Source organism: Pararhodobacter sp. (assembly GCF_034676545.1).
In the GTDB taxonomy this organism is placed as follows: domain Bacteria; phylum Pseudomonadota; class Alphaproteobacteria; order Rhodobacterales; family Rhodobacteraceae; genus Pararhodobacter.
Genome location: NZ_JAUCBZ010000010.1, coordinates 35,866 through 56,716, shown reverse-complemented (window position 1 = coordinate 56,716; position 20,851 = coordinate 35,866). Strand labels below are relative to the sequence as shown.

The 20,851-nt window shown below is 60.4% G+C and carries 24 protein-coding genes, 1 pseudogene and 1 riboswitch; of the genes and pseudogenes, 16 read left to right on the top strand and 9 right to left on the bottom strand.

The window, feature by feature from the left end:
* Positions 1-26: 26 nt before the first annotated feature.
* From VDQ28_RS01660 to VDQ28_RS01650, 3 genes are all read right to left on the bottom strand, one after another.
* Positions 27-1,292: a tyrosine-type recombinase/integrase gene (locus VDQ28_RS01660; protein ID WP_218951472.1), complete on the bottom strand. Its 1,266-nt coding sequence runs from the start codon at positions 1,290-1,292 to the stop codon at positions 27-29.
* A 23-nt stretch (positions 1,293-1,315) separates the two neighbouring features.
* Positions 1,316-1,540 (bottom strand): helix-turn-helix domain-containing protein, encoded by a 225-nt coding sequence (locus VDQ28_RS01655; protein ID WP_113933792.1) that lies wholly within the window; start codon positions 1,538-1,540, stop codon positions 1,316-1,318.
* A 123-nt stretch (positions 1,541-1,663) separates the two neighbouring features.
* A complete protein-coding gene (locus tag VDQ28_RS01650; protein WP_118994195.1) occupies positions 1,664-1,867 on the bottom strand; it encodes an excisionase in 204 nt (67 codons plus the stop codon).
* A 420-nt stretch (positions 1,868-2,287) separates the two neighbouring features.
* Here VDQ28_RS01650 and VDQ28_RS01645 point away from each other — a divergent pair, with 420 nt between their 5' ends.
* A complete protein-coding gene (locus VDQ28_RS01645) occupies positions 2,288-3,127 on the top strand; it encodes a hypothetical protein (protein ID WP_113933794.1) in 840 nt (279 codons plus the stop codon).
* Here VDQ28_RS01645 and VDQ28_RS01640 read toward each other — a convergent pair.
* A complete protein-coding gene (locus VDQ28_RS01640; protein WP_211317249.1) occupies positions 3,124-3,975 on the bottom strand; it encodes a hypothetical protein in 852 nt (283 codons plus the stop codon). The two genes, VDQ28_RS01645 and VDQ28_RS01640, sit on opposite strands and share 4 nt — an antisense overlap.
* A 673-nt stretch (positions 3,976-4,648) precedes the next feature.
* Here VDQ28_RS01640 and VDQ28_RS01635 point away from each other — a divergent pair.
* The 6 genes from VDQ28_RS01635 (at position 4,649) to VDQ28_RS01610 (ending at position 11,202) form a co-directional block, all read left to right on the top strand.
* Complete coding sequence (locus VDQ28_RS01635; protein ID WP_323034341.1) at positions 4,649-5,473, top strand: DUF932 domain-containing protein; 825 nt, start codon at positions 4,649-4,651, stop codon at positions 5,471-5,473.
* Positions 5,474-5,554: 81 nt separating this feature from the next.
* A complete protein-coding gene (locus VDQ28_RS01630) occupies positions 5,555-7,585 on the top strand; it encodes a ParB/RepB/Spo0J family partition protein (protein WP_323034340.1) in 2,031 nt (676 codons plus the stop codon).
* Between the two features lie 281 nt (positions 7,586-7,866).
* Positions 7,867-8,139, top strand: coding sequence for a metal/formaldehyde-sensitive transcriptional repressor (locus tag VDQ28_RS01625; protein WP_113933797.1), 273 nt, complete (start codon positions 7,867-7,869; stop codon positions 8,137-8,139).
* 40 nt (positions 8,140-8,179) lie between these two features.
* Positions 8,180-9,166 carry a CDF family Co(II)/Ni(II) efflux transporter DmeF gene (dmeF, locus tag VDQ28_RS01620; RefSeq protein WP_323034339.1) on the top strand — a complete coding sequence of 329 codons (987 nt, stop codon included), beginning with the start codon at positions 8,180-8,182 and terminating at the stop codon, positions 9,164-9,166.
* Positions 9,167-9,723: 557 nt separating this feature from the next.
* Entirely contained in the window at positions 9,724-10,251 is a 528-nt protein-coding gene (locus VDQ28_RS01615; RefSeq protein ID WP_416349340.1) for a JAB domain-containing protein, read from the top strand.
* A gap of 636 nt (positions 10,252-10,887) precedes the next feature.
* Positions 10,888-11,202, top strand: coding sequence for a DUF736 domain-containing protein (locus VDQ28_RS01610; protein ID WP_323034338.1), 315 nt, complete (start codon positions 10,888-10,890; stop codon positions 11,200-11,202).
* A gap of 76 nt (positions 11,203-11,278) precedes the next feature.
* On the opposite strand, the gene VDQ28_RS01605 is transcribed toward VDQ28_RS01610, so the two are convergent.
* Complete coding sequence (locus VDQ28_RS01605) at positions 11,279-11,569, bottom strand: helix-turn-helix domain-containing protein (protein ID WP_180066109.1); 291 nt, start codon at positions 11,567-11,569, stop codon at positions 11,279-11,281.
* A 262-nt stretch (positions 11,570-11,831) separates the two neighbouring features.
* Between VDQ28_RS01605 and VDQ28_RS01600 the strand changes: the two genes are divergently transcribed.
* From VDQ28_RS01600 to VDQ28_RS01585, 4 genes are all read left to right on the top strand, one after another.
* Positions 11,832-12,182 (top strand): DUF2958 domain-containing protein, encoded by a 351-nt coding sequence (locus VDQ28_RS01600; RefSeq protein ID WP_323034344.1) that lies wholly within the window; start codon positions 11,832-11,834, stop codon positions 12,180-12,182.
* A gap of 372 nt (positions 12,183-12,554) precedes the next feature.
* Positions 12,555-13,349 (top strand): DUF7011 domain-containing protein, encoded by a 795-nt coding sequence (locus VDQ28_RS01595; RefSeq protein WP_323034337.1) that lies wholly within the window; start codon positions 12,555-12,557, stop codon positions 13,347-13,349.
* An 83-nt stretch (positions 13,350-13,432) separates the two neighbouring features.
* A complete protein-coding gene (locus tag VDQ28_RS01590) occupies positions 13,433-13,717 on the top strand; it encodes a helix-turn-helix domain-containing protein (protein WP_323034336.1) in 285 nt (94 codons plus the stop codon).
* Between the two features lie 26 nt (positions 13,718-13,743).
* Complete coding sequence (locus VDQ28_RS01585) at positions 13,744-14,589, top strand: replication initiator protein A (protein ID WP_323034335.1); 846 nt, start codon at positions 13,744-13,746, stop codon at positions 14,587-14,589.
* A 162-nt stretch (positions 14,590-14,751) separates the two neighbouring features.
* Here VDQ28_RS01585 and VDQ28_RS01580 read toward each other — a convergent pair whose 3' ends face one another.
* Positions 14,752-14,904: a hypothetical protein gene (locus tag VDQ28_RS01580; RefSeq protein ID WP_323034334.1), complete on the bottom strand. Its 153-nt coding sequence runs from the start codon at positions 14,902-14,904 to the stop codon at positions 14,752-14,754.
* On the opposite strand from VDQ28_RS01580, the gene parA reads away from it, so the two are divergent.
* The 5 genes from parA (at position 14,903) to VDQ28_RS01555 (ending at position 19,442) form a co-directional block, all read left to right on the top strand.
* Positions 14,903-15,541, top strand: coding sequence for a ParA family partition ATPase (gene parA / locus VDQ28_RS01575; RefSeq protein WP_323034333.1), 639 nt, complete (start codon positions 14,903-14,905; stop codon positions 15,539-15,541). The genes VDQ28_RS01580 and parA overlap by 2 nt on opposite strands.
* The gene (locus VDQ28_RS01570; RefSeq protein ID WP_323034332.1) at positions 15,538-15,822 is read left to right on the top strand and encodes a chromosome partitioning protein ParB; all 285 of its coding nucleotides are present in this window, start codon (positions 15,538-15,540) and stop codon (positions 15,820-15,822) included. Before parA ends, VDQ28_RS01570 begins: the two co-directional genes overlap by 4 nt.
* Positions 15,819-16,364: a DUF2840 domain-containing protein gene (locus VDQ28_RS01565; RefSeq protein ID WP_323034331.1), complete on the top strand. Its 546-nt coding sequence runs from the start codon at positions 15,819-15,821 to the stop codon at positions 16,362-16,364. The genes VDQ28_RS01570 and VDQ28_RS01565 overlap by 4 nt, the downstream gene beginning before the upstream one ends.
* The gene (locus VDQ28_RS01560; RefSeq protein WP_416349339.1) at positions 16,361-16,960 is read left to right on the top strand and encodes a S26 family signal peptidase; all 600 of its coding nucleotides are present in this window, start codon (positions 16,361-16,363) and stop codon (positions 16,958-16,960) included. Before VDQ28_RS01565 ends, VDQ28_RS01560 begins: the two co-directional genes overlap by 4 nt.
* A gap of 484 nt (positions 16,961-17,444) precedes the next feature.
* Positions 17,445-19,442 (top strand): relaxase/mobilization nuclease and DUF3363 domain-containing protein, encoded by a 1,998-nt coding sequence (locus tag VDQ28_RS01555; protein ID WP_323034330.1) that lies wholly within the window; start codon positions 17,445-17,447, stop codon positions 19,440-19,442.
* 136 nt (positions 19,443-19,578) lie between these two features.
* On the opposite strand, the gene VDQ28_RS01550 is transcribed toward VDQ28_RS01555, so the two are convergent.
* The 3 genes and pseudogenes from VDQ28_RS01550 to VDQ28_RS01540 all read right to left on the bottom strand — a co-directional run bounded on the left by VDQ28_RS01550 (position 19,579) and on the right by VDQ28_RS01540 (position 20,666).
* Positions 19,579-19,752, bottom strand: a complete 174-nt coding sequence (locus VDQ28_RS01550) for a hypothetical protein (RefSeq protein ID WP_323034329.1) — start codon at positions 19,750-19,752, stop codon at positions 19,579-19,581.
* A 183-nt stretch (positions 19,753-19,935) separates the two neighbouring features.
* Positions 19,936-20,190, bottom strand: a pseudogene (locus VDQ28_RS01545) (bifunctional hydroxymethylpyrimidine kinase/phosphomethylpyrimidine kinase); the annotation flags it as partial.
* Positions 20,187-20,666, bottom strand: coding sequence for an NUDIX hydrolase (locus VDQ28_RS01540; protein WP_323034328.1), 480 nt, complete (start codon positions 20,664-20,666; stop codon positions 20,187-20,189). The gene VDQ28_RS01540 and the pseudogene VDQ28_RS01545, both read right to left, overlap by 4 nt.
* A 46-nt stretch (positions 20,667-20,712) precedes the next feature.
* Positions 20,713-20,829, bottom strand: a riboswitch (TPP riboswitch).
* Positions 20,830-20,851: the final 22 nt, after the last annotated feature.

The window sequence follows — 20,851 nt, the reverse complement described above, 5'->3', positions numbered from 1 at the left end:
AGATAAATCAGTTTTACTCATATAAATCAACTAGTTATGGTTTCTTCGCTGTTTTCTTGGGACAAATTTGGGACGATTTGACGCATGTTTTGCATGCTCTCCCAGATGCGTTCGAGCTCGCTGGGGGACTCTGAGTCTATCCAGCGGGCATACACTTGCACGAGCATGGAGTAATCATTGTGGCCCATCTGATTAGCGATGAAGGCCAGGTTGCCGCGAGCCGTCAGATTCCAGCATGCGTAGGTGTGGCGAGTTTGATAAGGCGGGCGCGGGCGAATCTCCGCGCGCCGGATCAGATTGCCCCATTTGGTATTCCAGGCGCTGGGCACAAAGAACTCGTTGACTTCCTTTCTGCGTGCTTGAGTCTTGGGCGATAGGAAAACGCGCACGCGGTCGGTACGCGATTCGTGGCGGTTCAGCCAGACTTGCAGATCAACGGGCTTGCGATGTTTGGCGCCCTCAATAAGCACCCGCAGTGCCTCTTGAGCGGGTGGGAACAGCAAGACGGTGCGTTCCTTGTTTGTTTTGGGAACCTTGAAGGTCATGGATTGGGTTATGGATCGGCGTACCGTGATCTTGCTCAGGTCGGCGGCTACATCCTCCACAGCCAATGCCAGCAACTCACCGGGGCGCAGCCCGGTATAGACCGACAACGTGACTGCTGCCCGGTCAATCGGGTGTATGCAGCCTTTATCAATGAGCAACTGATATTCCTCGAAGCTCAACGGATCGGGGTCTTTGTGGCTTTTGGTGAAGCGGGTGCAATGCTTGGCCAGATCCTTGCAGTATCCGTTGTCTTCGCACCAATACAGGAAGCCGGAGAAGGTGGCGAGGTAGTGATTGACAGTAGAGACCGCGCGGGTGGCGATCAGATCGACTCGCAATTGCTGGATGTCTGCTGGCTTGAGTGCGTCGATTTGGCGGTCGCGGCCGATCGTCTCCAGGCAGACGTTTAGCGCGTTCTCGTAGCGTGACTGTGTTTCCGGTGTGATGTCCACCGCTTTGAGCGGCTTGTAGCGGTCGCACAGGTCGTCCAGGCGTTTGCTGGTTTGGACAGCGCTTTCCGCTGGGCGCGTGTGTGGAAACATTTCTGCTTCGTTATAGGTGCCGGTGCGCAACGCATACAGGGCCGCACTGCGCAGACGCGCAGCGTGCTTGAGGTTTGCTTTGGTGGGGTCAAGCCCAAGCGTATGCCGATGGCGCACGCCCTGGTGCATGAAGTCCACGCGGATCGATTTGCCGTGTATCCAGATGCCGGGGAAGCCGGTCTTCGCTACTGCTTCGACTGCCATCACGATGCTCCTGCTGCTTATGCTTACTCCGCCTTCGTTTGTTCGTTCAAGGGCCATTGGCCGGTCTTGAGCATGAAAAGCTCGAAAAGACCGGGAGGCATGGAACGGTCGCCCGCCTCCCAACGCTGCCATGTGCGCAGCGATACCCGCACAATTTGCGCTGCTTCCGTTTGAGTAAGGCCAGCCACGATGCGGGCATCACGAATGGTGGCGACCGGCGGGCTTTGCTGCTTCGTCGATTCAGACATAGACAAGAATGGTGGAAACCTGCGCGTATGCACCCAGTCCGCGAATTATATACGACCATTGGTCGTATTGCAAAAGCTGCCATTCCGTATTGGTGACGGGTGCTTATGTCTTGCAATCGTCACTCAGAAGGATCTGGCGTGCGCCGTGCTTTCCACCCATCGCTCGAACTCGGCAAGGTTCAAAAAGATGCGGCCATCCGGCGCTTTGCGCCAGATGCGACCTTCCAGCCAAATTCCACCTTTGACCTTGTGGCGCACCGCGTTCTCGCTGTAGCCAGTGACTTCGGCAAACCGCTTGACGAGTACCCATCGGCTTGGATTGCTCACGGCGTTCTCCCTGTGTGCCGGCACCATACCGGTGATTGAAATGACATAGAAGCATTGTTGCCGGAGCCCGTCGTTAAGGAAACTTGTGTGGGCGTAGATAGGCGTAGGAGAGCCTGGAGATAGTGTCGCTGATAAGTTGATTGAGCTTGGCATCCCGGCGTGCCGCCGTCGGGTTCGCGGGCTGCGCCCCGCGCTTTGTGCCGAATCCCGGCCATCCGGCATTGACCCCTGATGCCTTCGGCCCTTGTGGGCCTGCGCGCTGCGCTTGCCAAAAGCAGGTAGTGCAATGGGCGGGGAGTGGGCGACCACAAAAAACATTCGCTATCATATTAAAATTGCCCACTTAGAACGATGGGCCGGCTTTCGTTTTTTATAGGCCGTATACATCAACAAAAAAACGACGGCAGTGAGGAAATCGATTTGTTTAATCTGTTGGTGCAATACAGTCCCTGGGGCGCGGGGCGCGACACAGTTCCGGTTGATCGGTTGTTTGAATACACCGACGGTGACATTGCTGCATCCTTTCGTGATGGTGATCAGATCGCCCTCGACCGCCTTATCCGCCTGCCGTGCGTTTTCATGGAAGAGGGCACTGGCGATCAGCTGGCCAGGGTGGGGACAATCACGCGCGCTCGGCATGTCGGGCGGGAAATTGCCATTGAATATACCTTTGATATGGATATCCCGCCCCTCTTGAACAGCGCAATTTTCGCGAACAGGATCGATTTCGATATGCCTCGTGACTTCGAGTTCTCTCGAAGCCATTGGGCAGTAAAGGACGTGGACCTTTACAGGGTTCTTATCCGAAATACGCAGTCGCGTCGACAGCGTCCTTCCGTATTCAATATCACGGAGCATGAGCGGATCGAACCAATGCTGCTTTCGGCCATGATGCCGTTTGACGCTCCCTTCACGCCTGTTTATGAAACGCTTCGACAGACCGCAGAAGTCGTCGGACTTCGCTGCCGTCGCGCTGATGATATCTGGGAAAATCCCGCGATCATTCAAGATATCGTCTCCTTGATCGATCGTTCGCGCGTTGTTATCTGCGATTGTACAAATCGCAACCCAAACGTCTTCTATGAAATTGGTATAGCCCATACCTTGGGTCGTGAAGTTATTCTCATCACCCAGAACGCCAGCGACATACCGTTTGATCTCCGCCACCTTCGCTATGTGGCGTACCTGAATAACGCAGAGGGCCGCCAGGTCTTAGGTCAAACGCTCCAGCGACGCTTGGAAGCTATCGTGGAGGGCTAGTAGGTGCACCAAGGCTTCGAAGACGCGCCCTTGCTCTGTTGGTCGTGTTCCTCCAGCAAAAAGGTGAGATAGCTGCGTGCGAGGTTGCAGTACAGGCGCGCCTCGTGCGGCTGGATTGCGATGCCTTCTTTGAGATCGGTCCCGTGACGGACACCGCCTCCGGTCGGCGATGAAAGGTAGCCGTGCAAGGTCGTCATCCAGGTCATAATATTTTCCTGTGCCTTGCCTCGCTCCCGTTTTTTCATCTCGTTAATGATCGGTCCGAAATACTTCCCCTGAATCGTCACTGTGTCCTCACCTAAGCCTCGAAATGCTGTAGTGATTGATTCCAGAAGGAAGAGGATTTCTTGAACCGCACGTCGGCCCTGACCAATATCGAGCTGCCGTTCGGATTCCGCCAAGCACTCGTTAATAAGCGCGCGGGCTTGCTCATCCAGCGATGGAGCCTGACGCGGAACCGTGATCGGCGTATAGGTGCGTGTTGCGATTAAATCCGGCGGTTGTATTTCATAGCCCGCATCATGTTCCGCCAAGATAGCATTGATGATTTGGACGTCTGGTACGCCCATGCCGGATTGTTCGAGATCGTCGCAGCAATTCCAAAAAGCCTCGATAAACACAGGCGCATTCTCAGCCGAGTTATCCATCAACCGAGAGAGATCGCTCCACGCCCAATCCAAGCTGCTGCTTCGGCCATTTCCGCCGAACCGGCTTTTGCAACGCTCAACCGTTTGCCATATATCATCCTGCGCTGCGATTTTTTCGATCAAGTCGTAAAAATTGCGGACAACGTTTTTCGGAATAGGCCCTGGGCTTTTGAAACGCCACGCTTTATCGAAGTTGAGCAATTTACTTGTCCTCTTGAATCTAGGAGTCTCTACCAATGATCGCTTCCAAGATACAACGGATATCTGGACGTCCAAATTTTGTTGCGCCTGGATGGGCACTTATGGCCGATTCCAGTAATCAGGCTATCAAATGTATCAAAAAAAAACGGGATGGTGCTCCATGTCCTCAATGCATCACGCAATCAACTCATAGCGTCTGCGCTCCGCGCACCGCGCTGCTCCACGTTCGCTATCACTCATCCCTGACGGGACTGGCCTTGGCCAGCCTTCCACATCCCTGACGCCTACGGCCCGGCTTCCCTGCTTCGGGCCTGCGCGCTGGCGCTTGCCTGCGGGCGACACCAAAGACCTGGCCGTTGCCTGCCCAGCCATCTTTCCTGTCTTCATCACCTTGTCCGCGACTGTAGCCCGTGGCCGCGTGCCGTCAAGGCGCGCCAGGCCGTGTCCTCGGCTGCGCCTGTGGGCCGCACCAACCTGACGCTTGTTTCCTTGACGGCCCACGTTCGTGGGCTCCTGACCGTCGCGGGCGACGAACTCTGGAAAGACGGTGGCAACGAGGCCAACCGGGTTCTTCGTGCCGACCGCACATCAACAGCTCAAAAGCTTGGGCTTCCGAATCTTGGAATCCGGTGTGCGGTGAACAGCAAACCCCTTCTTTGTCAGGAGAAATCCCATGCTTGCATCCCGCTTCGGTTCCCATTCCCCGGTGCTTCGCAGCGACCGACCGCTGTCGGACGATCAGATCAGGGCCGTGGTTCCGTCCATCTATGCCGATGCCCCACACGAAAGCCGTTCAGAACGCTACCGCTACATCCCTACGGCGGCGGTACTGACGGAGCTACGGAAAGAGGGTTTTGAACCCTTCATGGTGACGCAGACCCGAGTACGCAACGAAGACCGACGCGAACATACCAAGCACATGATTCGCCTGCGCCACGCCAATCAAGTGAATGACAGCATCGCCAATGAAATCATTCTTTTGAACTCGCACGATGGCACAAGCAGCTACCAGATGTTGGCCGGGGCGTTTCGTTTCGTGTGCAGCAATGGCCTTGTATGCGGCGATGCCGTGGCCGATGTTCGCATTCCCCATAAGGGCGACATTACCGGCCAAGTCATCGAAGGCGCTTATGAAGTGTTGGACGGTTTCGAGCGGGTGCAGGAATCCCGCGAAGCCATGCAGGCCATCACACTGGATGATGGCGAAGCCGAAGTATTCGCCCGCGCAGCGCTGGCCCTGAAATACGACGACCCGGATAAGCCCGCGCCCATCACGGAAAGCCAGATTCTGATGCCGCGCCGGTTTGATGACCGTCGCCCCGATCTGTGGATGACCTTTAATCGCTTGCAAGAAAACCTGATTAAAGGCGGTTTGCGTGGCCGCAGCGCCAACGGTCGCCGCCAGAGTACCCGAGCCGTGCAAGGCATTGATTCCGATATTCGCCTGAACCGTTCCCTGTGGCTGCTGGCCGAGGGTATGCGCCAGTTGAAAGCCTGATTCCCCTACGCGGCAGGGGCAGGCAGCCACCCTTGCCGCGCTTTTCATGGCTGCACTGCAAAACCTCAAGGAGTTTTCACCATGAACGCGATCAATCAAACCGAAACCCAAGTCATCGACACCGCTACGCAGGAAGTCGCCGCCCCGGCGCAAAACCGGATTGTCGTGCCACTATCGCAGCTTCGCGCTTCCAAGCGCAATGTACGCAAGATCAGGCAGTCTGTTGATGCCCTGGCCGAGAGCATCGCCCGCGTGGGGCTGCTGCAAAACCTGACCGTCATTCTGGCCCGCGACGGCGAACATTACGAAGTCGTGGCCGGTGGCCGCAGACTGGATGCGCTCAAGCTGCTGGCAAAGACCCGCCGCATTCCGAAGGATTGGGCGGTGCCGTGCCTGCTGGTGGCCGACGCCAGCGCCCGCACCGTCAGCCTGACGGAAAACGTGCAGCGTGAAGCCATGCACCCCGCAGACCAGTTTGAAGCGTTCGCCGCGCTGGTGGCCGAAGGCCGACCCATCGAAGACATCGCGGCTGATTTCAGCGTGACCCCGCTGGTGGTGCAGCGCCGTTTGAAGCTGGCGAATGTATCGCGGCGTCTGCTGGCCGATTATCGTGCCGATGCCGTCACCCTTGAACAGTTGATGGCGCTTGCCATCACGGATGACCATGCGGCGCAGGAAGCCGCGTTCTATGAAGCGCCCGAATGGCAACGCCAGCCGCACGCTTTGCGTGACCGGCTGACCGAGCGGGAGATTGACGCAGGCCATGCGCTGGTGCGTTTCGCCGGGCTGGATGCCTACGAAGCCGCAGGCGGTGGTATTCGCCGTGATCTGTTCGCGCAGGATGATCGCGGCGTGTATGTCACCGATGCGGCGCTGTTGGACACGCTGGTGCGCCAAAAGCTGGACGAACACGCGGCCACCGTGAAGGCCGAGGGCTGGGCATGGGTGGATGCCACGGCTGCCGCGACCTATGCAGACCTGCAAGCCTTCCAACGCGCCCCGCGTGAGCGGCGCAACCCTACCAAGCGGGAAAGCGACCGCATGGACAAGCTGGAAACCAAGATGCAGGCCATTGGTGAAGCGATTGATGCCGCATTGGAAGATGACGACGAGGAAAAGGCCGACACCTTGCAGGAGGAAGGCGACAGCCTGGGCGAGCAATTGCAGGCGCTGGAAGATCGCCTGCTGGATTACGCCCCGAACGTCAAAGCCGCCGCCGGTGCCATTGTGACGCTGGACCGACAAGGTGAAATGGTGGTGCATCGTGGCCTGATGCGCGAAGCCGAAGCGAAGGCACTGCGCACCTTGGAACGGCTGCGGCAGGGTTTCAGTGGCGAGGATGATGCAGACAGCGATGGCGAGGACGACGAGCAGCCCAAGGCCGCTTCCCTGTCCGACCGGCTGGTGCAGCGTTTGAGCGCCCACCGTACCGCCGCGCTGCAAATCGAGCTGGCCCGGAATCCACAAGCCGCCCTGGCCGCTGTGGTGCATGGCATGGTGCAGACGGTCTTGCAAAAGGGGTATTACTATCGTGATAGTTTGCCGCTGGAAATACGCCTGATCGTGCAAGACCGGCTGGAAAGCATGGCCCCGGACTGGCCGGAATCTCCCTCCGCCGTGGCGCTGGCCGAACTGCAAAAAGCCATAGGCGAGGACTTGCCGCAGGATAGCGCCGAATTGTTCGCTGTCTTGCTGGCAAAACCGCAAGATGCACTGGTGCGGCTGCTGGCGGTGTGCGCGGCGGCAAGCGTGGATGTTGTCACGCCTCGCGCTACCGCGCAGCAACCGGGTGTGGCACTGGCGCAGGCCGTGGGACTGGACATGGCGGCATGGTGGCAGCCGACTGCCGAGGGTTATTTCAAGCATGTATCCAAGGCCGTGATTCTTGATGCCGCGGGCGAGTTCGCGCCCGATGAGGTTTCCCGGCTGGCGAAGCTGAAAAAAGCCGATATTGCCAGCGAAGCGGAACGGCTGGTGGCCGGGTCGGGATGGATGCCCGCTATTTTCCGGGTTGAAGGCCCGCAGGATATGGCGACAGACGAAGACGGCGCAACCGCCGAGGATGGCGGAACGCCCACTGCCATTGAGCCCGCTGATGTAGTCGCCGCATAACTTTGACGATAGGCCAGCGCCCCGGTTCCAGCCGGGGCGCTGGCTGTCTTCATCGGTTCAGATCCCACCGGCCCCAACTCCGTTCCGTCATTGGGGCCGGTGGTCAAAAATCCGGGCGCTGCATCGCCGCGCCCGGAGCCAACAACCAAACCAAATCAGCAGATCACCGTCTTCGCGGTGATCTGTGGCGTTGAAACAGCCGTGCGCCAACGCTGGGTTCTTGCTTAATTCGCAATTCATTATAATATAACCCCCTATACTATATTGAATGGCTGATTTTCATGTCCCATACGTCCCGCCAGAAAGACAAGCTGATCTCCCGCGTCCGTCGAATCAAAGGGCAATTGGAAGGCATTGAACGCGCCCTGGATTCGGAAGCGGCATGTGCGGAAGTGCTGCGTCAGATCGCATCGGTTCGCGGTGCCGTCAACGGGTTGACGACAGAGGTGATGGAAGATCACTTGCGCGAACATGTCCTGATGGCCGAAACCGACAAGGAACGCCACCAGGGTGGCGAGGAAATGATTGCGGTCATCCGGGCCTACATGAAATGACGCCTTGCCCGCACGCCGCTTGCGATATACAGGAATCCTGATGACGACGAATACTATACCGGCCCCGGGCCACGATCACTTTTTTCTCGGTAGCGACCACCAGCGCAATGAACGCAGGGTGTGGCTGGTCATTGCCCTCACGGCCGGCATGATGCTGGTGGAGATCATTGCCGGTACCTTATACGGCTCAATGGCGCTCGTGGCTGATGGCTGGCATATGTCCACGCATGCCGGAGCCATGTTGATTGCCGTGCTGGCTTATCGTTTCGCGCGCAGGCATGCGGGCAATCCGCGTTTCTCCTTCGGCACCGGCAAGCTGGGTGATTTGGCTGGTTTTGCCAGTGCAGTGCTGCTGGCCCTGATCGCTTTGCTGATTGGCTGGGAAAGCCTTATACGGCTCACCCAACCGATTCATATCGATTTCAATCAGGCGATTGCGGTGGCCGTCGTGGGGCTGGTTGTCAATCTGGTGTGCGCCTGGCTGCTGAAAGATGATCACGCGCATCATGGACATCAGCACCACGGCCACCATCATGGTCACAGCCATGTTCATCATCATAGTCACGATGACCATCACACGCCGGGCAAAGGCCGCGACAACAACCTGCGTGCTGCCTACTTGCATGTGCTGGCCGATGCGCTGACTTCAGTGTTGGCTATTGCCGCGCTGCTCGTGGGGAGCGGCTACGGTTGGACATGGGCCGATCCGGCCATGGGGGTTGTCGGCGCGCTGGTGATCGTCCGTTGGTCATGGGGGCTGATTCGCGACTCCGGCAGTGTGTTGCTTGACGCCACAACTGAAAGTGGGCAAGTGCAGCAGGAAATCCGGGAAGTGTTGGAGCCAACAGGCGACCAGATAACGGATCTGCATGTCTGGCAGGTTGGCCCCGGCCATTTTGCGGCCATCGTCTCGTTGATCGCCCGCAATCCCCAGGAATCCGAGGACTACAAGACGCTGCTGGCACCGATCCACGAGCTGTCGCATGTCACGGTTGAAGTGCAGCGCGTAGCAAATTTTTCCGCGTAACTCTTTGAGCGGTCGAGACTGGAACGTGTCGGCAAAAGCATCGCTGCGTGCTCGACCAAGTTTCAGGCGGCTTTGACCTCAATGGACAAATAGCAGCCCATCCAGGCGCAAGGCACGGAATGACAAGGGCTGTCATAAAGTCTTCATCGTTTATGCACAGGCTTGCGCACAGAATCTGTGGATAAATCCGTGCGTGTCGGCGCACGCGCCGCCGGGCTTTCGGGCTGCGCCCCGTGCCGACCTTGCCGTCACGGCCATTCGGCTTCAATCCCTCACGCCTTCGCATCGGTGGCGCTGTGCACTCTCGCTTGCACGTTGCGCGATCCGCAACGATTACTGTCTGGCTGCGTTTCACGCAGAGGGTGACAACGCAACACCCAGTGACACGGTGGGGGCTGTTTTGCTTCCGGTCATTGTGTCATGCCGTTCTTATTTTCAAGGGCGGCGCGTCGCCGTGGGCGCCGCTTGCGGCCGCTGGCCGTCTTCGACCCTTGAAACCTGCGCTGCGCCATGCCTTCGGGTTCCGGGCAATCCCGCCCTGAACACTGGAGAGTATCATGAACAACACCATCGCCGCACTGAGCTATGACAACATGGACGAGGCATGCACCCTGTATGTACGCAGTCCCAGTGGCCGCTACAAGTTGGCCAGCGACGAGCAGATTCTGGCGGCGGGCCGTACCGCTGCGGAAAGTCTGGTTTCCCAATCTTCGCCGGTCGATCAGCCGACCAAGGTGAAGCAGTTTTTTCAGGCCAAATTGGCCGGGCTGGGACACGAATGTGCTGCCTTCTTGTATCTTGACTCACGTTTCAAGCCGATTCGCTATATCGAGCAGGGTCCGGGGACGTTGAGCCAGGCCAGCGTCTATCCCCGCGAGATCGTCAAAACGGCGCTGCGCTTGAACGCTGCCGCGCTCATCATGGCGCATAACCATCCGTCGGGTTCAACCGAGCCAAGCATCGCGGACCTGAACCTGACCAAGCATCTGAAAAACGCGCTGGCGCTGATAGACGTACGGCTGCTTGATCATGTCATCGTGACGGCGGCCAGCACGGTTTCACTGGCAGAGCAGGGGCAGATGTAAAGCCCCGACAACCGCACAGGGCGCAATGTCCTGTGCGGTTGTCGGATAAGCAGGCTCAAGTGCTTGCGGCTTCTTCTATATGGCGCCCCGCCACAGGCGGTGCGGGCAAAGCTACGCCTTGGCTTGCTGGCGCAGGTTGCACGCAAGCGTGCAGTCCTCGATGCTGGCGGTTGTTTGTCTGGACATCTCGAGGGGCGGTTTACCAACATGCCGCCCAGCCTGGCTTATGAAGCTTCCACACCACATTTTCAAAGGCAGCGCCGCAGCGTGCGGCGGGGAGGTTTTCGCCCCACATCGGCAGCCTGGTTCTTGCCCGCATCAGGGCGCTGGCCGGTCGAGCGTATATGCGGTGAAACCGAGTTCGCCATCTCTCCTTGCAGGAGGGTCGGCCTGTACGTCCTTGTCTTGTCGTGAATCCTGGCGGGGGACGGCTGCGCCTTGGGCTATGGGCCGCAACCGTCCAGCACAAACAATTTCCCCTGCGCTACGCGCATTCCTCGCGAGGCAAATTCTGTGTGCTTTCCGGCCCTCCACGCTGTTACGGCCGCTGGCGCGGTGCAGCCCGCCCACCCCCGCCGACCGGATCACAACAAGGACGCACTGGCGCGACCTTGAATTCCTGAAAGGAGTATCACCATGGCTACCATCGGCACCTTCACCGCAGATACCAACGGCTACACCGGCACCTTGCGCACCCTGACGCTTAACGTCAAGGTCAAGCTGGTCGCCAACGACAAGGGCGAAAACGGCAAAGCCCCCGACTTCCGCCTGCAGGCCGCCGGCTATGACATCGGCGCGGCGTGGAAGAAAACCAGCGAGGCCGGGCGGGAATACCTGTCGGTGACGCTGGATGACCCCTCATTCGCGGCCACCGTCTATGCTCGCCTGATCGAAGGCGAGGACGGCACGCATGACCTGCTGTGGACGCGCAGCAAGCCGCAAACGGCTTAAAGCCCTACGCCCCGCCTTTTGGCGGGGCGTATCCACTCAAAGGCCTATGGCGGCACAGCCCCCACAGGCCTTATGGTTAAACCTTACCTTCGGTAAGCTGGGTTTCTGTCTGGGTCATGAGCACTGCCGTGCTACATTCCAGCGCTTCGGCGATCTTGAAGATAATCGCCAGCGTGGGCATGTGCTCGCCGCGCTCAATCTTGCCCAGGTGCGAGCGTTCGATGCCCGCGAGGTTCGCCAGCATTTCCTGGGCAATGCCGCGTTCCGTGCGCAGCGCACGCACCGCACTGCCGAAGGCCTGGGCCAGTTCGGCATCAAAGGTGGTGGCGCCGGGTGGCCGGCCGCGCTGTACGGGTCGCTTCTGCATAGACAGAAGCGTCGTTTGGCGGCACAATTAAAACCACGTTATCTTTAACTCATTCATCGGGATTTCGTCTTTTCTTGTGTAATTAATGAAATCCGTAAGTGTGGATTCCTTAAAAGCGGAGAATCACAATCGTGCTTTTCATGGCTTGCACATAAACGGCATTACGATTGCCCGCTTTTACGGATTCGAGAAAAACCGCTTTCGGGGCTTTACGCGAACGCACAAAGACAGATCGGCGGCTTTACGCTTTGGCAGAACACACGTGAATCATCCACTCATTACCGACGACGAACGCGCACAACTGCTCGCCCACGGTCAGGCACGCGCCGCAGGCCAGCGCATCGACCCGCTGCCCGTGGTGCGGATCTTCACGCCGGACGCCCATGCCACCTGGCTACTGGTCAGCCTTGACCCGAGGGATGGCGATACGGCTTATGGCTTGATCGACTTGGGGATAGGCATGCCGGAGCTGGGAACGGTGCAGCTTTCCGCCTTGGCGGCTATCGTCGGCCCGCGCAAGCAGCCCGTAATGCGTGACCGCTATTTCCAGGCTGTGCGTCCGCTCTCGGAATATGTACGCCTGGCGCAAGAAAACGGTTCCATCACGGATTGAAGCCGACGGCTGCGATCAAAACGCGCAGTCCATCCAACGCAGTCCATCTAATCAAGGCGCATTGAGACTATTTCAGTCATAGTCAAGACCAGCAGAGTCTGAATCATGGGCCTTGCACAAATACGCGACGGCCCAGACTTAAAGAGTCATGATCTTTTGCGGGATATGCGGCAGGGTGATAGACGCTGATTGCTGATTTTTCAGCGGAGCCATCGTCGCATTCTGATTGTCAGCGCAACGGTTAAGACGCAATCGGGCTTGATATTTTCAGTTTCATTTGATGCGATTGGTATTCAGATATTAACGTATTGAAACTGCGTTGTGTGCATTTTGCGATGAGGTGGCCCCGCTGGATGAAAGGGGGTTTGCCTTATGGTCGATTTGCGCCTCAAGCACTGGCATCCGGTTGCTGCGTATCTCTACGTTCTGCATCTGGATGGCCCGGCACTGGCCTGGGAATACCTGCGCCGTCATCCCGAGTACAGGCACGACTGGTTGCATCGTCTTCAGCGGCCAGACGCGGCGCAAAATTGGGGCTTGCGTCTGCTGGAAGACCCCACCCTGGATGCGCGTGACGCGCATCCTATTTGGTTCCCCGACTCTTATGGCGTTCATCTTTACCCGGACGCCGACCCCATGCCGGATGCTGAGCGGTTCGCGCTCTGGCCCATCCCCGGAGACAAATTCCTGATGCACGACGGCGTGCGCCTGGTGCTGCGGGTGCGCTGGCCGGGTGGCTGCCTGCGGCTTGCGCTCGCCCCTGGTCTGGCCGACGGCATGGCCTATGTCTATGCCGTGCGCGCCGGCGCCGACCTTCTGGCGCACGCACAAGCGCTCACGCTGGAAATGAGCAAGCTGGCCCTGGCCAGCAACGCCATTCCCATTGCCGTCGTGCGGCCCCGGCCCGCCTTGTCGGCCCTGCAGGAGCTGCACACCTTGCAGGCGCTCGATGCCACCCTGGCGGGGGCATCTTTGCGCGACATCGCCGAAGGGCTGTTTGGTTCCAAGACAGTGGCCCGAGATTGGCATGCCGACGGTGCTTTGCGCGCCCGCATGCGGCGCCTGGTGCGCCGGGGCGACACGCTGATGCGCGGCGGCTACCGCCGCCTGGCACAGCTTCCCGCGCCGGTACAGGGACGTTCTTCACCCCCTGCAAAACGTCCCTGAGCAGGTCGCCCGACTTGGTTGAGACTGTCTGCATCCGGCCCTGCTATGTGGCCGGGCGCTCTCAACCGATGGAGGCTCACCCCATGCGACCAGCACCCTTACGGCCTGCCGCCGTTCCCGCCACTGCGCCCGCGCAGCCCCAACGCTACCTCACCAATGACGAAGCCGCCGACTACCTGCGGTTGTCGCCGCGCACGCTGGAAAAGCAGCGCGTGATCGGCGGTGGCCCGAAGTTTCGCAAATTCGGGCGGCGCGTTATGTACGCCGTGGCTGATCTGAATGCCTGGGCTGATGCGCGCAGTTATGAGGCCACGTCCGACCCGGAATACGCCGAACGCCATGCGGGTGATTATCGTGACGGTCGCTGATCGTCTGCCCGCTGTCGGCCATCACCATGCCCCGATCGCCCGCCGCGCAGCGACCGCAGCAGGAACAGCTTGCCCTGTTCCGTGCCTTGCCCGGCGACATGGCGCCGCGCGATGCTCAGGATCTGATGGCCTATCCCTTTTTTTCGCTGGCGAAGTCGCGGCGCGTTGCGCCCATCGACTTTCGCAATGGGAACGTCACCATCCGCGTGGAAGGCACTCAGGAGCACGGTATTGCCACGATCTGGGATGCCGACATCCTGATCTGGGCTGCGTCGCAGATTGTGCAGGCACGCGATGCTGGCATCACGCCTTCGCGCTGGATACGCGCCACACCCTACGAAATCCTGCGCTTTATCGGGCGCGGTACGTCCTTGCGCGACTACCAGCGCCTGAAAGCGGCGCTCGACCGCTTGCAATCGACCAGCGTGGCAACGTCCATCCGCGAAACCACGGGGCGGCGGCTGCATCGGTTTTCGTGGATCAACGAATGGAAGGAGTTGGCCGACGCCGACGGCAAGCCGCTGGGCATCGAACTCATCTTGCCAGACTGGTTCTATGCGGGCGTGCTCGATGCCGCCCTGGTGCTGACCATCGACCCGGCGTACTTCCGGCTGACTGGCGGTATCGAACGCTGGCTGTACCGGCTGGTGCGCAAGCACGGCGGCAAGCAGCCGGAGGGCTGGCGCTTCGATTTTCGTTACCTACATCAGAAGTCCGGCAGTACCGCCAAGCCCGCCGACTTTGCCTGCGACCTGCGCGCCCTGGTGGCCAAGCAGTCACTGCCTGGCTACGTGTTGGGGATCGAGCTGCTGCCGGCCGAAGGCCGCGAACGGCTGAGCTTCCGACCAGTGCCGCCCACGGCACGGGGATAAGTTTGTGGAGAAGCTGTGAGTATCCTGTGAATAGTGTCGTGCTATCAGGCGTCTCCGGTATCGTGCTATCGGGCGTGGGACTATCGTGCTATCAGGCGTGCCAATCGGCTGCAAAGCCGTGCCTGCACTGGGTTTGCGCGCCCCTTAACTTATCTAACTTAACTACTCTAACGATTGATAAAGGCCTGCCACCACGATGGATAGACCCTGAAAAGGGAAATCCCCGGCAGCTTGGAGGACGTAATCAGCCGAAAAACCAAACCCGTTTGGCAAGGCAAAAACAGCCCGGTTTTCCAGATCGGAGGGCTGCGCCATGATCGTTGCCTTGCTCAATCAGAAAGGCGGGGTGGGCAAGACCACGCTGGCCACGCACATCGCCGGAGAACTCGCGCTGCGCCGTCAGCAAGTCATTCTGCTGGATGCCGACCCGCAGGGTTCATCCCTGGACTGGACACAGCGCAGAAGCCAGCAAGGCTTGCCAAAGTTGTTCAGCGCCGTGGGCCTGGCACGCGAAACACTGCATCAGGAAGCGCCGGAACTCGCCAGGCGGGCCGATCACGTGGTCATTGATGGCCCACCCAGAATCGCCGCCTTGGCGCGCTCCGCGCTGCTGGCAGCCGATTACGTGCTGGTTCCTGTGCAACCCAGCCCTTACGACCTGTGGGCCAGCGCTGAAATGGTGGCGCTGATCCGCGAGGCCCAGGTGTTCCGACCTGCTTTGCAAGCGGCCTTTGTCATCAACCGACGGGTCAGTACCACGGTGATCGGACGCGAAGCCCGTCGGGCGCTGGCCGAGCAGCCATTGCCGGCGCTGCGCGCCGAGGTTCGCCAGCGGATCGTCTTTGCCGACAGCGTGGCCGCCGGGCGGTTGGCACGCGAAACGGCGCCTGATAGCGCGGCGGCGCGTGAGATCACCGCGCTGGTCGATGAACTGCTGCGGTGGCCGACATGACAGCCAAGCCACCACCGAACAGCAAACGCACGGCCAGGCGCGTGGGCATTGGTGCGCGTCCGCCCGCGAATCCGCACGCTGAAGCGTGGATTCGCCAGGGCGACGCCGACGCGCTGAATAAAGGCGATCTCTACACCGCTCGCCTGACGCTGGACATTACCTCTGCCCTGCGGGCGCGCATCAAGGTCTCGGCCTTCACGCAAGGCGTGACTATGGCCGAGCTGCTGCGCGGTCTGCTGGAGCGTGAATTCCCAGAACGTCGCAAAGAGGACACGCCATGAATAGCTTGGTTTCGCCTACCGCTTGCGCAGGTACGGCGGCGTCACTGCCTCCTTCCGCCGCGCTTGCCCTTCACGCCAACCGCGCACCGCTGACGCGGGTGGCGTTGGCCACAATCGAGCCGCATTTCAATCTTTACCTGCGTTTTGGTGAACCGGCACACACGCTGCGGCTGGACCGCTGGCGGCGCTGGGCGGTGTTTCTGCCGGGCGCGGTGCTATGCCGCATCCGCTGGCAGGCCAACGATTACGGCACGGTGCGCTGGCAGCTTATGGTGATGCAGGCTTGCACACCGCTGGACGCGGCGCAGCGCATCCCCGGCGTGCAGCCGGGCGCACGCCTGTTGCTGCACGTTGAAGGCGATGCCAATGTACGCGCCGTGCTGCAACGCATGGATGCCATTGAGTCACTGAGCATCGCTCCCGCCGCCGTCTCGCCCGCGTACTGGCGCACGCTCGCCAATCGGCTGGCGGCGCGTCAGTCTTTGCCCGACTACACCGCCGAGCGGCACGCCGCCTGGCTGGCCGGGCGGGCCTTGTCATGATGCCAGTTGGTACGTTCAATAAGGCCGCTGAAACCGGGCCGCATCCTCGTTTGCGACTGCGCACTCGCATCGTGCTGGCGGGTTTCGCCGCTGTTGGCCTCGCGGCGCTGGCCTGGAAGGCTTTTGTGTCGCCGCTGCCGCGCCTGATCTACAACCCGTCCGACAGTGTGGCGGTCGGCTGGTATCGCGTGCAGCCGCTTGAACAAGGGGCCACCTCATTGCCACGTTCCTTGTCCGTGGGCAGCATCGTCCTGACCCGATTGGCTGCCGACGCCGCTGCACTGGCCGCGCAGCGCGGCTATCTGCCTGCACACATTCCGCTGCTCAAGCGTGTGGGCGCGGTCGCGCCGCAACACGTCTGCATCGTGGCCGGTCAGGTGCGCATCGACGGCATGCCGGTGGCCGCCGCGCTGCCTGCCGATCGGCTGGGCCGTCCGTTGCCATCCTGGCCGCAGTGCCGGCCATTGATGGCGGGCGAACTGTTCTTGTTGAGCGCCACGAATCCCGCCTCATTCGACAGCCGTTATTTTGGCCCGGTCAGCGCAGCCGCCGTGATCGGCATCGCGCACCCGGTCTGGCATGAGGTGCAGCCATGAAAGCCGCCGATTCAATGCACGTCGCGCTGCATGTCATCGTGCTATCAGGCGTGTCCTGCTTAGGGTTGCCGTCATGTCGCCGCATCTGCCGTGCGGATGTCAATCCTGTGTATTGGACACTGCACGCCGCGCAACCTCCGGCGCAGCCGTTCCACGTGCAGGCGTCGTGCCTCGAACGCGCATGGCCTGCGGCCTCTGGCGCATCCATCGGCGCGTTCGCCGGTGCGCGGGCTGCTCGCAGCACAGCGTCACCGGGCCGCCGACGCCGGGAGCGAAAGCGACAGGCAAAGGCGGAAGGCAAGACAAAAGGGGGCGACACCGAGCCGCCCACAAAGCCAGTCTGCACATGGGGGTAGCACGGCACGAGGCGGCTTCGCCGCCGTGCCGCTGGGGGCGCGCGGCCCGCACTAAGATGGGGTGGTCCGTGTGCTTCGCACGACCGACTACGCCACAACTTCAGTCAGAGATTGCAGGGAGCGCAGCCATGACCGACCACCGTGATGACAATTTCCGGGTGCGCCCCAGCGCGCCAAAAAACCGGGGTAAGGGTCAAGGCCAGGGTTTTGTTTCGAGGGTTCTCAAGCAGACGGGCAAGGCTAGCGGTGGCAAGTCCTCCATGCGCCATTCCGCAGCCAGGGGCAACGGCACACGAGCAGGCCAGCGACCCGGTTCACGGCTTGGGCGCGGCCATACGGCGGCGCGCTTCGCGGGCGCGAATCTGACGCCATTCTCGCGGCGCGTGACCATCAAGACCTTGCTGGTCAATCAGCGCCAAGCCAGCCCGCAGTCGCTTGCTAAACACCTGCGCTACATCGAACGCGACGGTGCGGGCCGTGATGGCAAACCGGGTCGGGCCTATGGGCCGCAGGCGGACGTTACCGATCTGGATGCCTTCAAGGAACGCTGCGCTGATGACCGGCACCATTTCCGCTTCATCGTCTCGCCCGAAGATGGTGCTGAGTTGGATGACCTGCGCACTTATACCCGGCATCTGGTGAACCGCCTGGAGGCTGACCTGGGTACGCGCTTGGATTGGGTGGCGGTGGATCACTGGAATACCGACAACCCCCACACCCACCTGATCGTGCGCGGACGCGACGATACCGGAAAAGATCTTATCATCGCGGGCGACTATATCGAGCAGGGTTTCCGCCATCGTGCCGCCGAACTGGCGACGGAATGGCTAGGGCTACGCACCGAGCTGGAGATTCAGCAAATTATGCAGCGTGAGGTAGAGCAGGAACGATGGACAAGCCTGGATCGCACCCTGCAACGGGAGATCAGCGGCGATGGCCGGGTACATATCAAACGCTTCAACGAGCCGAAACTACAACGCCGGCGTCCGCTGCTGATCGGTCGCCTGCAATGCTTGCAGCGTCTGGGACTGGCCGAAGAAATGCAGCCCGGCATCTGGGCCGTTCACACCGACGCCGAGAAGACCTTGCGCGCCTTGGGCGAGCGTGGCGACATTATCCGCACCATGCAGCGGGCCATGAGCGGACAACAGCGTGAACTTGCTGTGTTCGAGCCGGCCGATGATGGTCGCACCATCGTTGGTCGCATAGCGGCCAAGGGGCTGGATGATGAACTGCACGACCGGGGCTATCTGGTGATCGACGGTGTAGACGGTAAGGCCCACTACGTTGCGCTCAATGTCCGCGACGAACCTGCCAACTATCCCATCGGCGCGGTGGTGGAAGTGAAAGGTTCTGCCGACGTTCGAGCTGCTGACCGCAACATCGTGGAGCTAGCAAGCAACGGTCTATATCGCACCGATCATCACCTCGCGATTGAGCAAGGCCGAGCCAAGGCTGGCCGTGACCCACAGGAGGTTGTGGCCACTCATGTTCGTCGGCTGGAAGCACTGCGCCGCGCCGGCATTGTGGAGCGTGTGGCCGAAGGGCTATGGAAAGTGCCAGGTGACTTGCCCAAACGAGGTCGCCAGTACGACGCTCAGCGCTTGGGCGGTGTATCTGTGGAGTTGAAGTCGCACCTGCCTATTGAGCGGCAGGCCCGCGTGATCGGTGCGACCTGGCTGGATCGGCAGTTGATCGGCGGCGGCAAGGGACTGAGGGACGTGGGTTTCGGGGGTGACGCCAAGCAAGCCTTGCGGCAGCGTGCCGATTTCCTGGTGGAACAGGGGCTGGCCGAGCGGCGTGGGCAGCGCGTGATTCTTGCCCGCAATCTATTGGCAACGCTATGTAATCGTGAACTAGTGCAGACCGCCCAGGACATCGTCGCCGAAACCGGCCTGGAGCATCGGCCCATGACAGACGGCCAGCGCGTGGCGGGAATCTACCGGCGCTCCGTCATGCTCGCCAGCGGGCGATATGCGATGCTTGATGACGGCATGGGCTTCTCTTTGGCGCCATGGAAGCCGGTGATTGAACAGCGCCTGGGGCAGCAGATCGCCGCGACGATACGTAGCGGTGGAGGTGTTTCTTGGGAAATTGGGCGGCAGCGTAGCCTCTCAGTCGGATGACGCTGGCTCTCCAAGCGGAAAGGATACTGAGCATTGCCCCTTGGCAGCGCGCACCCGTATCAATGGGCCATTGTGCGTCTGCTTATCGCTTATGGCAGCGAAAACTCGTGCCTTTGCTTTACAAACTGCTGCGCAATCAGGGCGAGGCGCGGAATGAAGATAGTTCACGGCCCAGGCACTCGATGCCTGGCGTTGGATTGATGCGCGGCTGCGAGAGCTCGGTACTGGCGAAAAACTCCTGTTCGGTGGGCCTGCGCTTGCCAAATACAGTTTCACCACCTTTTTCCAGCGCTAGCGCATTGTTGAGCATTACCGCTACTTCGACGTGCTCGATATGCTCGAATTCGCCCGTATCCGCACCTGGCGTGAGGCGAGTGAAGGCCTGGACATTATTCGCGATACGGCACTGTTCGCCAAGACACTCGTCAAGGTTTCACCTTACGCGAGAACGTGGTTGAAGTACTCATGCATGTGATCAAGACCAACTCGGCCGTATTCCCGCGTTGGCCACCATGCCGATCTTGACTGCATCTACCCGAACATCATCGAACACCGCGTCGATCTGGTCGGCGACGAAATTGGGCTCCAGTGCTACGAAACTGCGCACGCCCTGGGTGTTCTGCGCCACCACGGCCGTGATGACGCTCATGCCATAGGCACCTAATGCGGGAAATGCCTTCAGGTCTGCCTGGATGCCGGCGCCCCCTGTGGGATCGGTGCCAGCAATGCTCAGCACGTTAGCGATCACGAGTCGACTCCCGTGCGAAGCGATAGCGCGAGCCGAAAGGCGTGGCGAGCCACTGCGGCGACGTCGAAGCTCTGCGCCAATTCGGTCGAATCGAGATCCGCATCGGCGAACCAGCGTGCGTCCAGCGCGTCATCGCCGCCACACGGCTCGCCGACGTACCAGTCGAACAGCGTGGCAATGAGGATGTAGTGCTGGTGCAGCACGTCGCCTTCGTCCGCCCGCCGGTCGAACACATCGACGGCATCGAACACCTGTACAGGTTTGCCCTGAACGCCGGTTTCTTCGAGCAGTTCGCGTTGCGCTGCGTCGGCGGCAGACTCGCCGAAACGGATCTTCCCGCCCGGAAACGCCCATCGCCCCGCGTCCGGCCGATGCGCGCGACGTATCAAGAGAATGCGGTTCTCGCGAACCACGGCCGCAAGCGTCGCCACCACTGGCCGAGCCACGGCAGGAGGATCGTTGGTCGAGGAAGACACGACGGCGGTTCCTTCATCAAAGGAGAACCATCCGGCAGCAAGCGGCGAGCAGAAGGATACCCGTCCCTTCGCCGGTATGACCCGGATCAGGTTCAAAGGGTCACTGCGTTGCAAAACGCCTGGCAGTATCTCAGCCCGCTAGCCGGGCCCCCTCGGTTCATTTGCTCGTTCGGGAGGAACGAGTC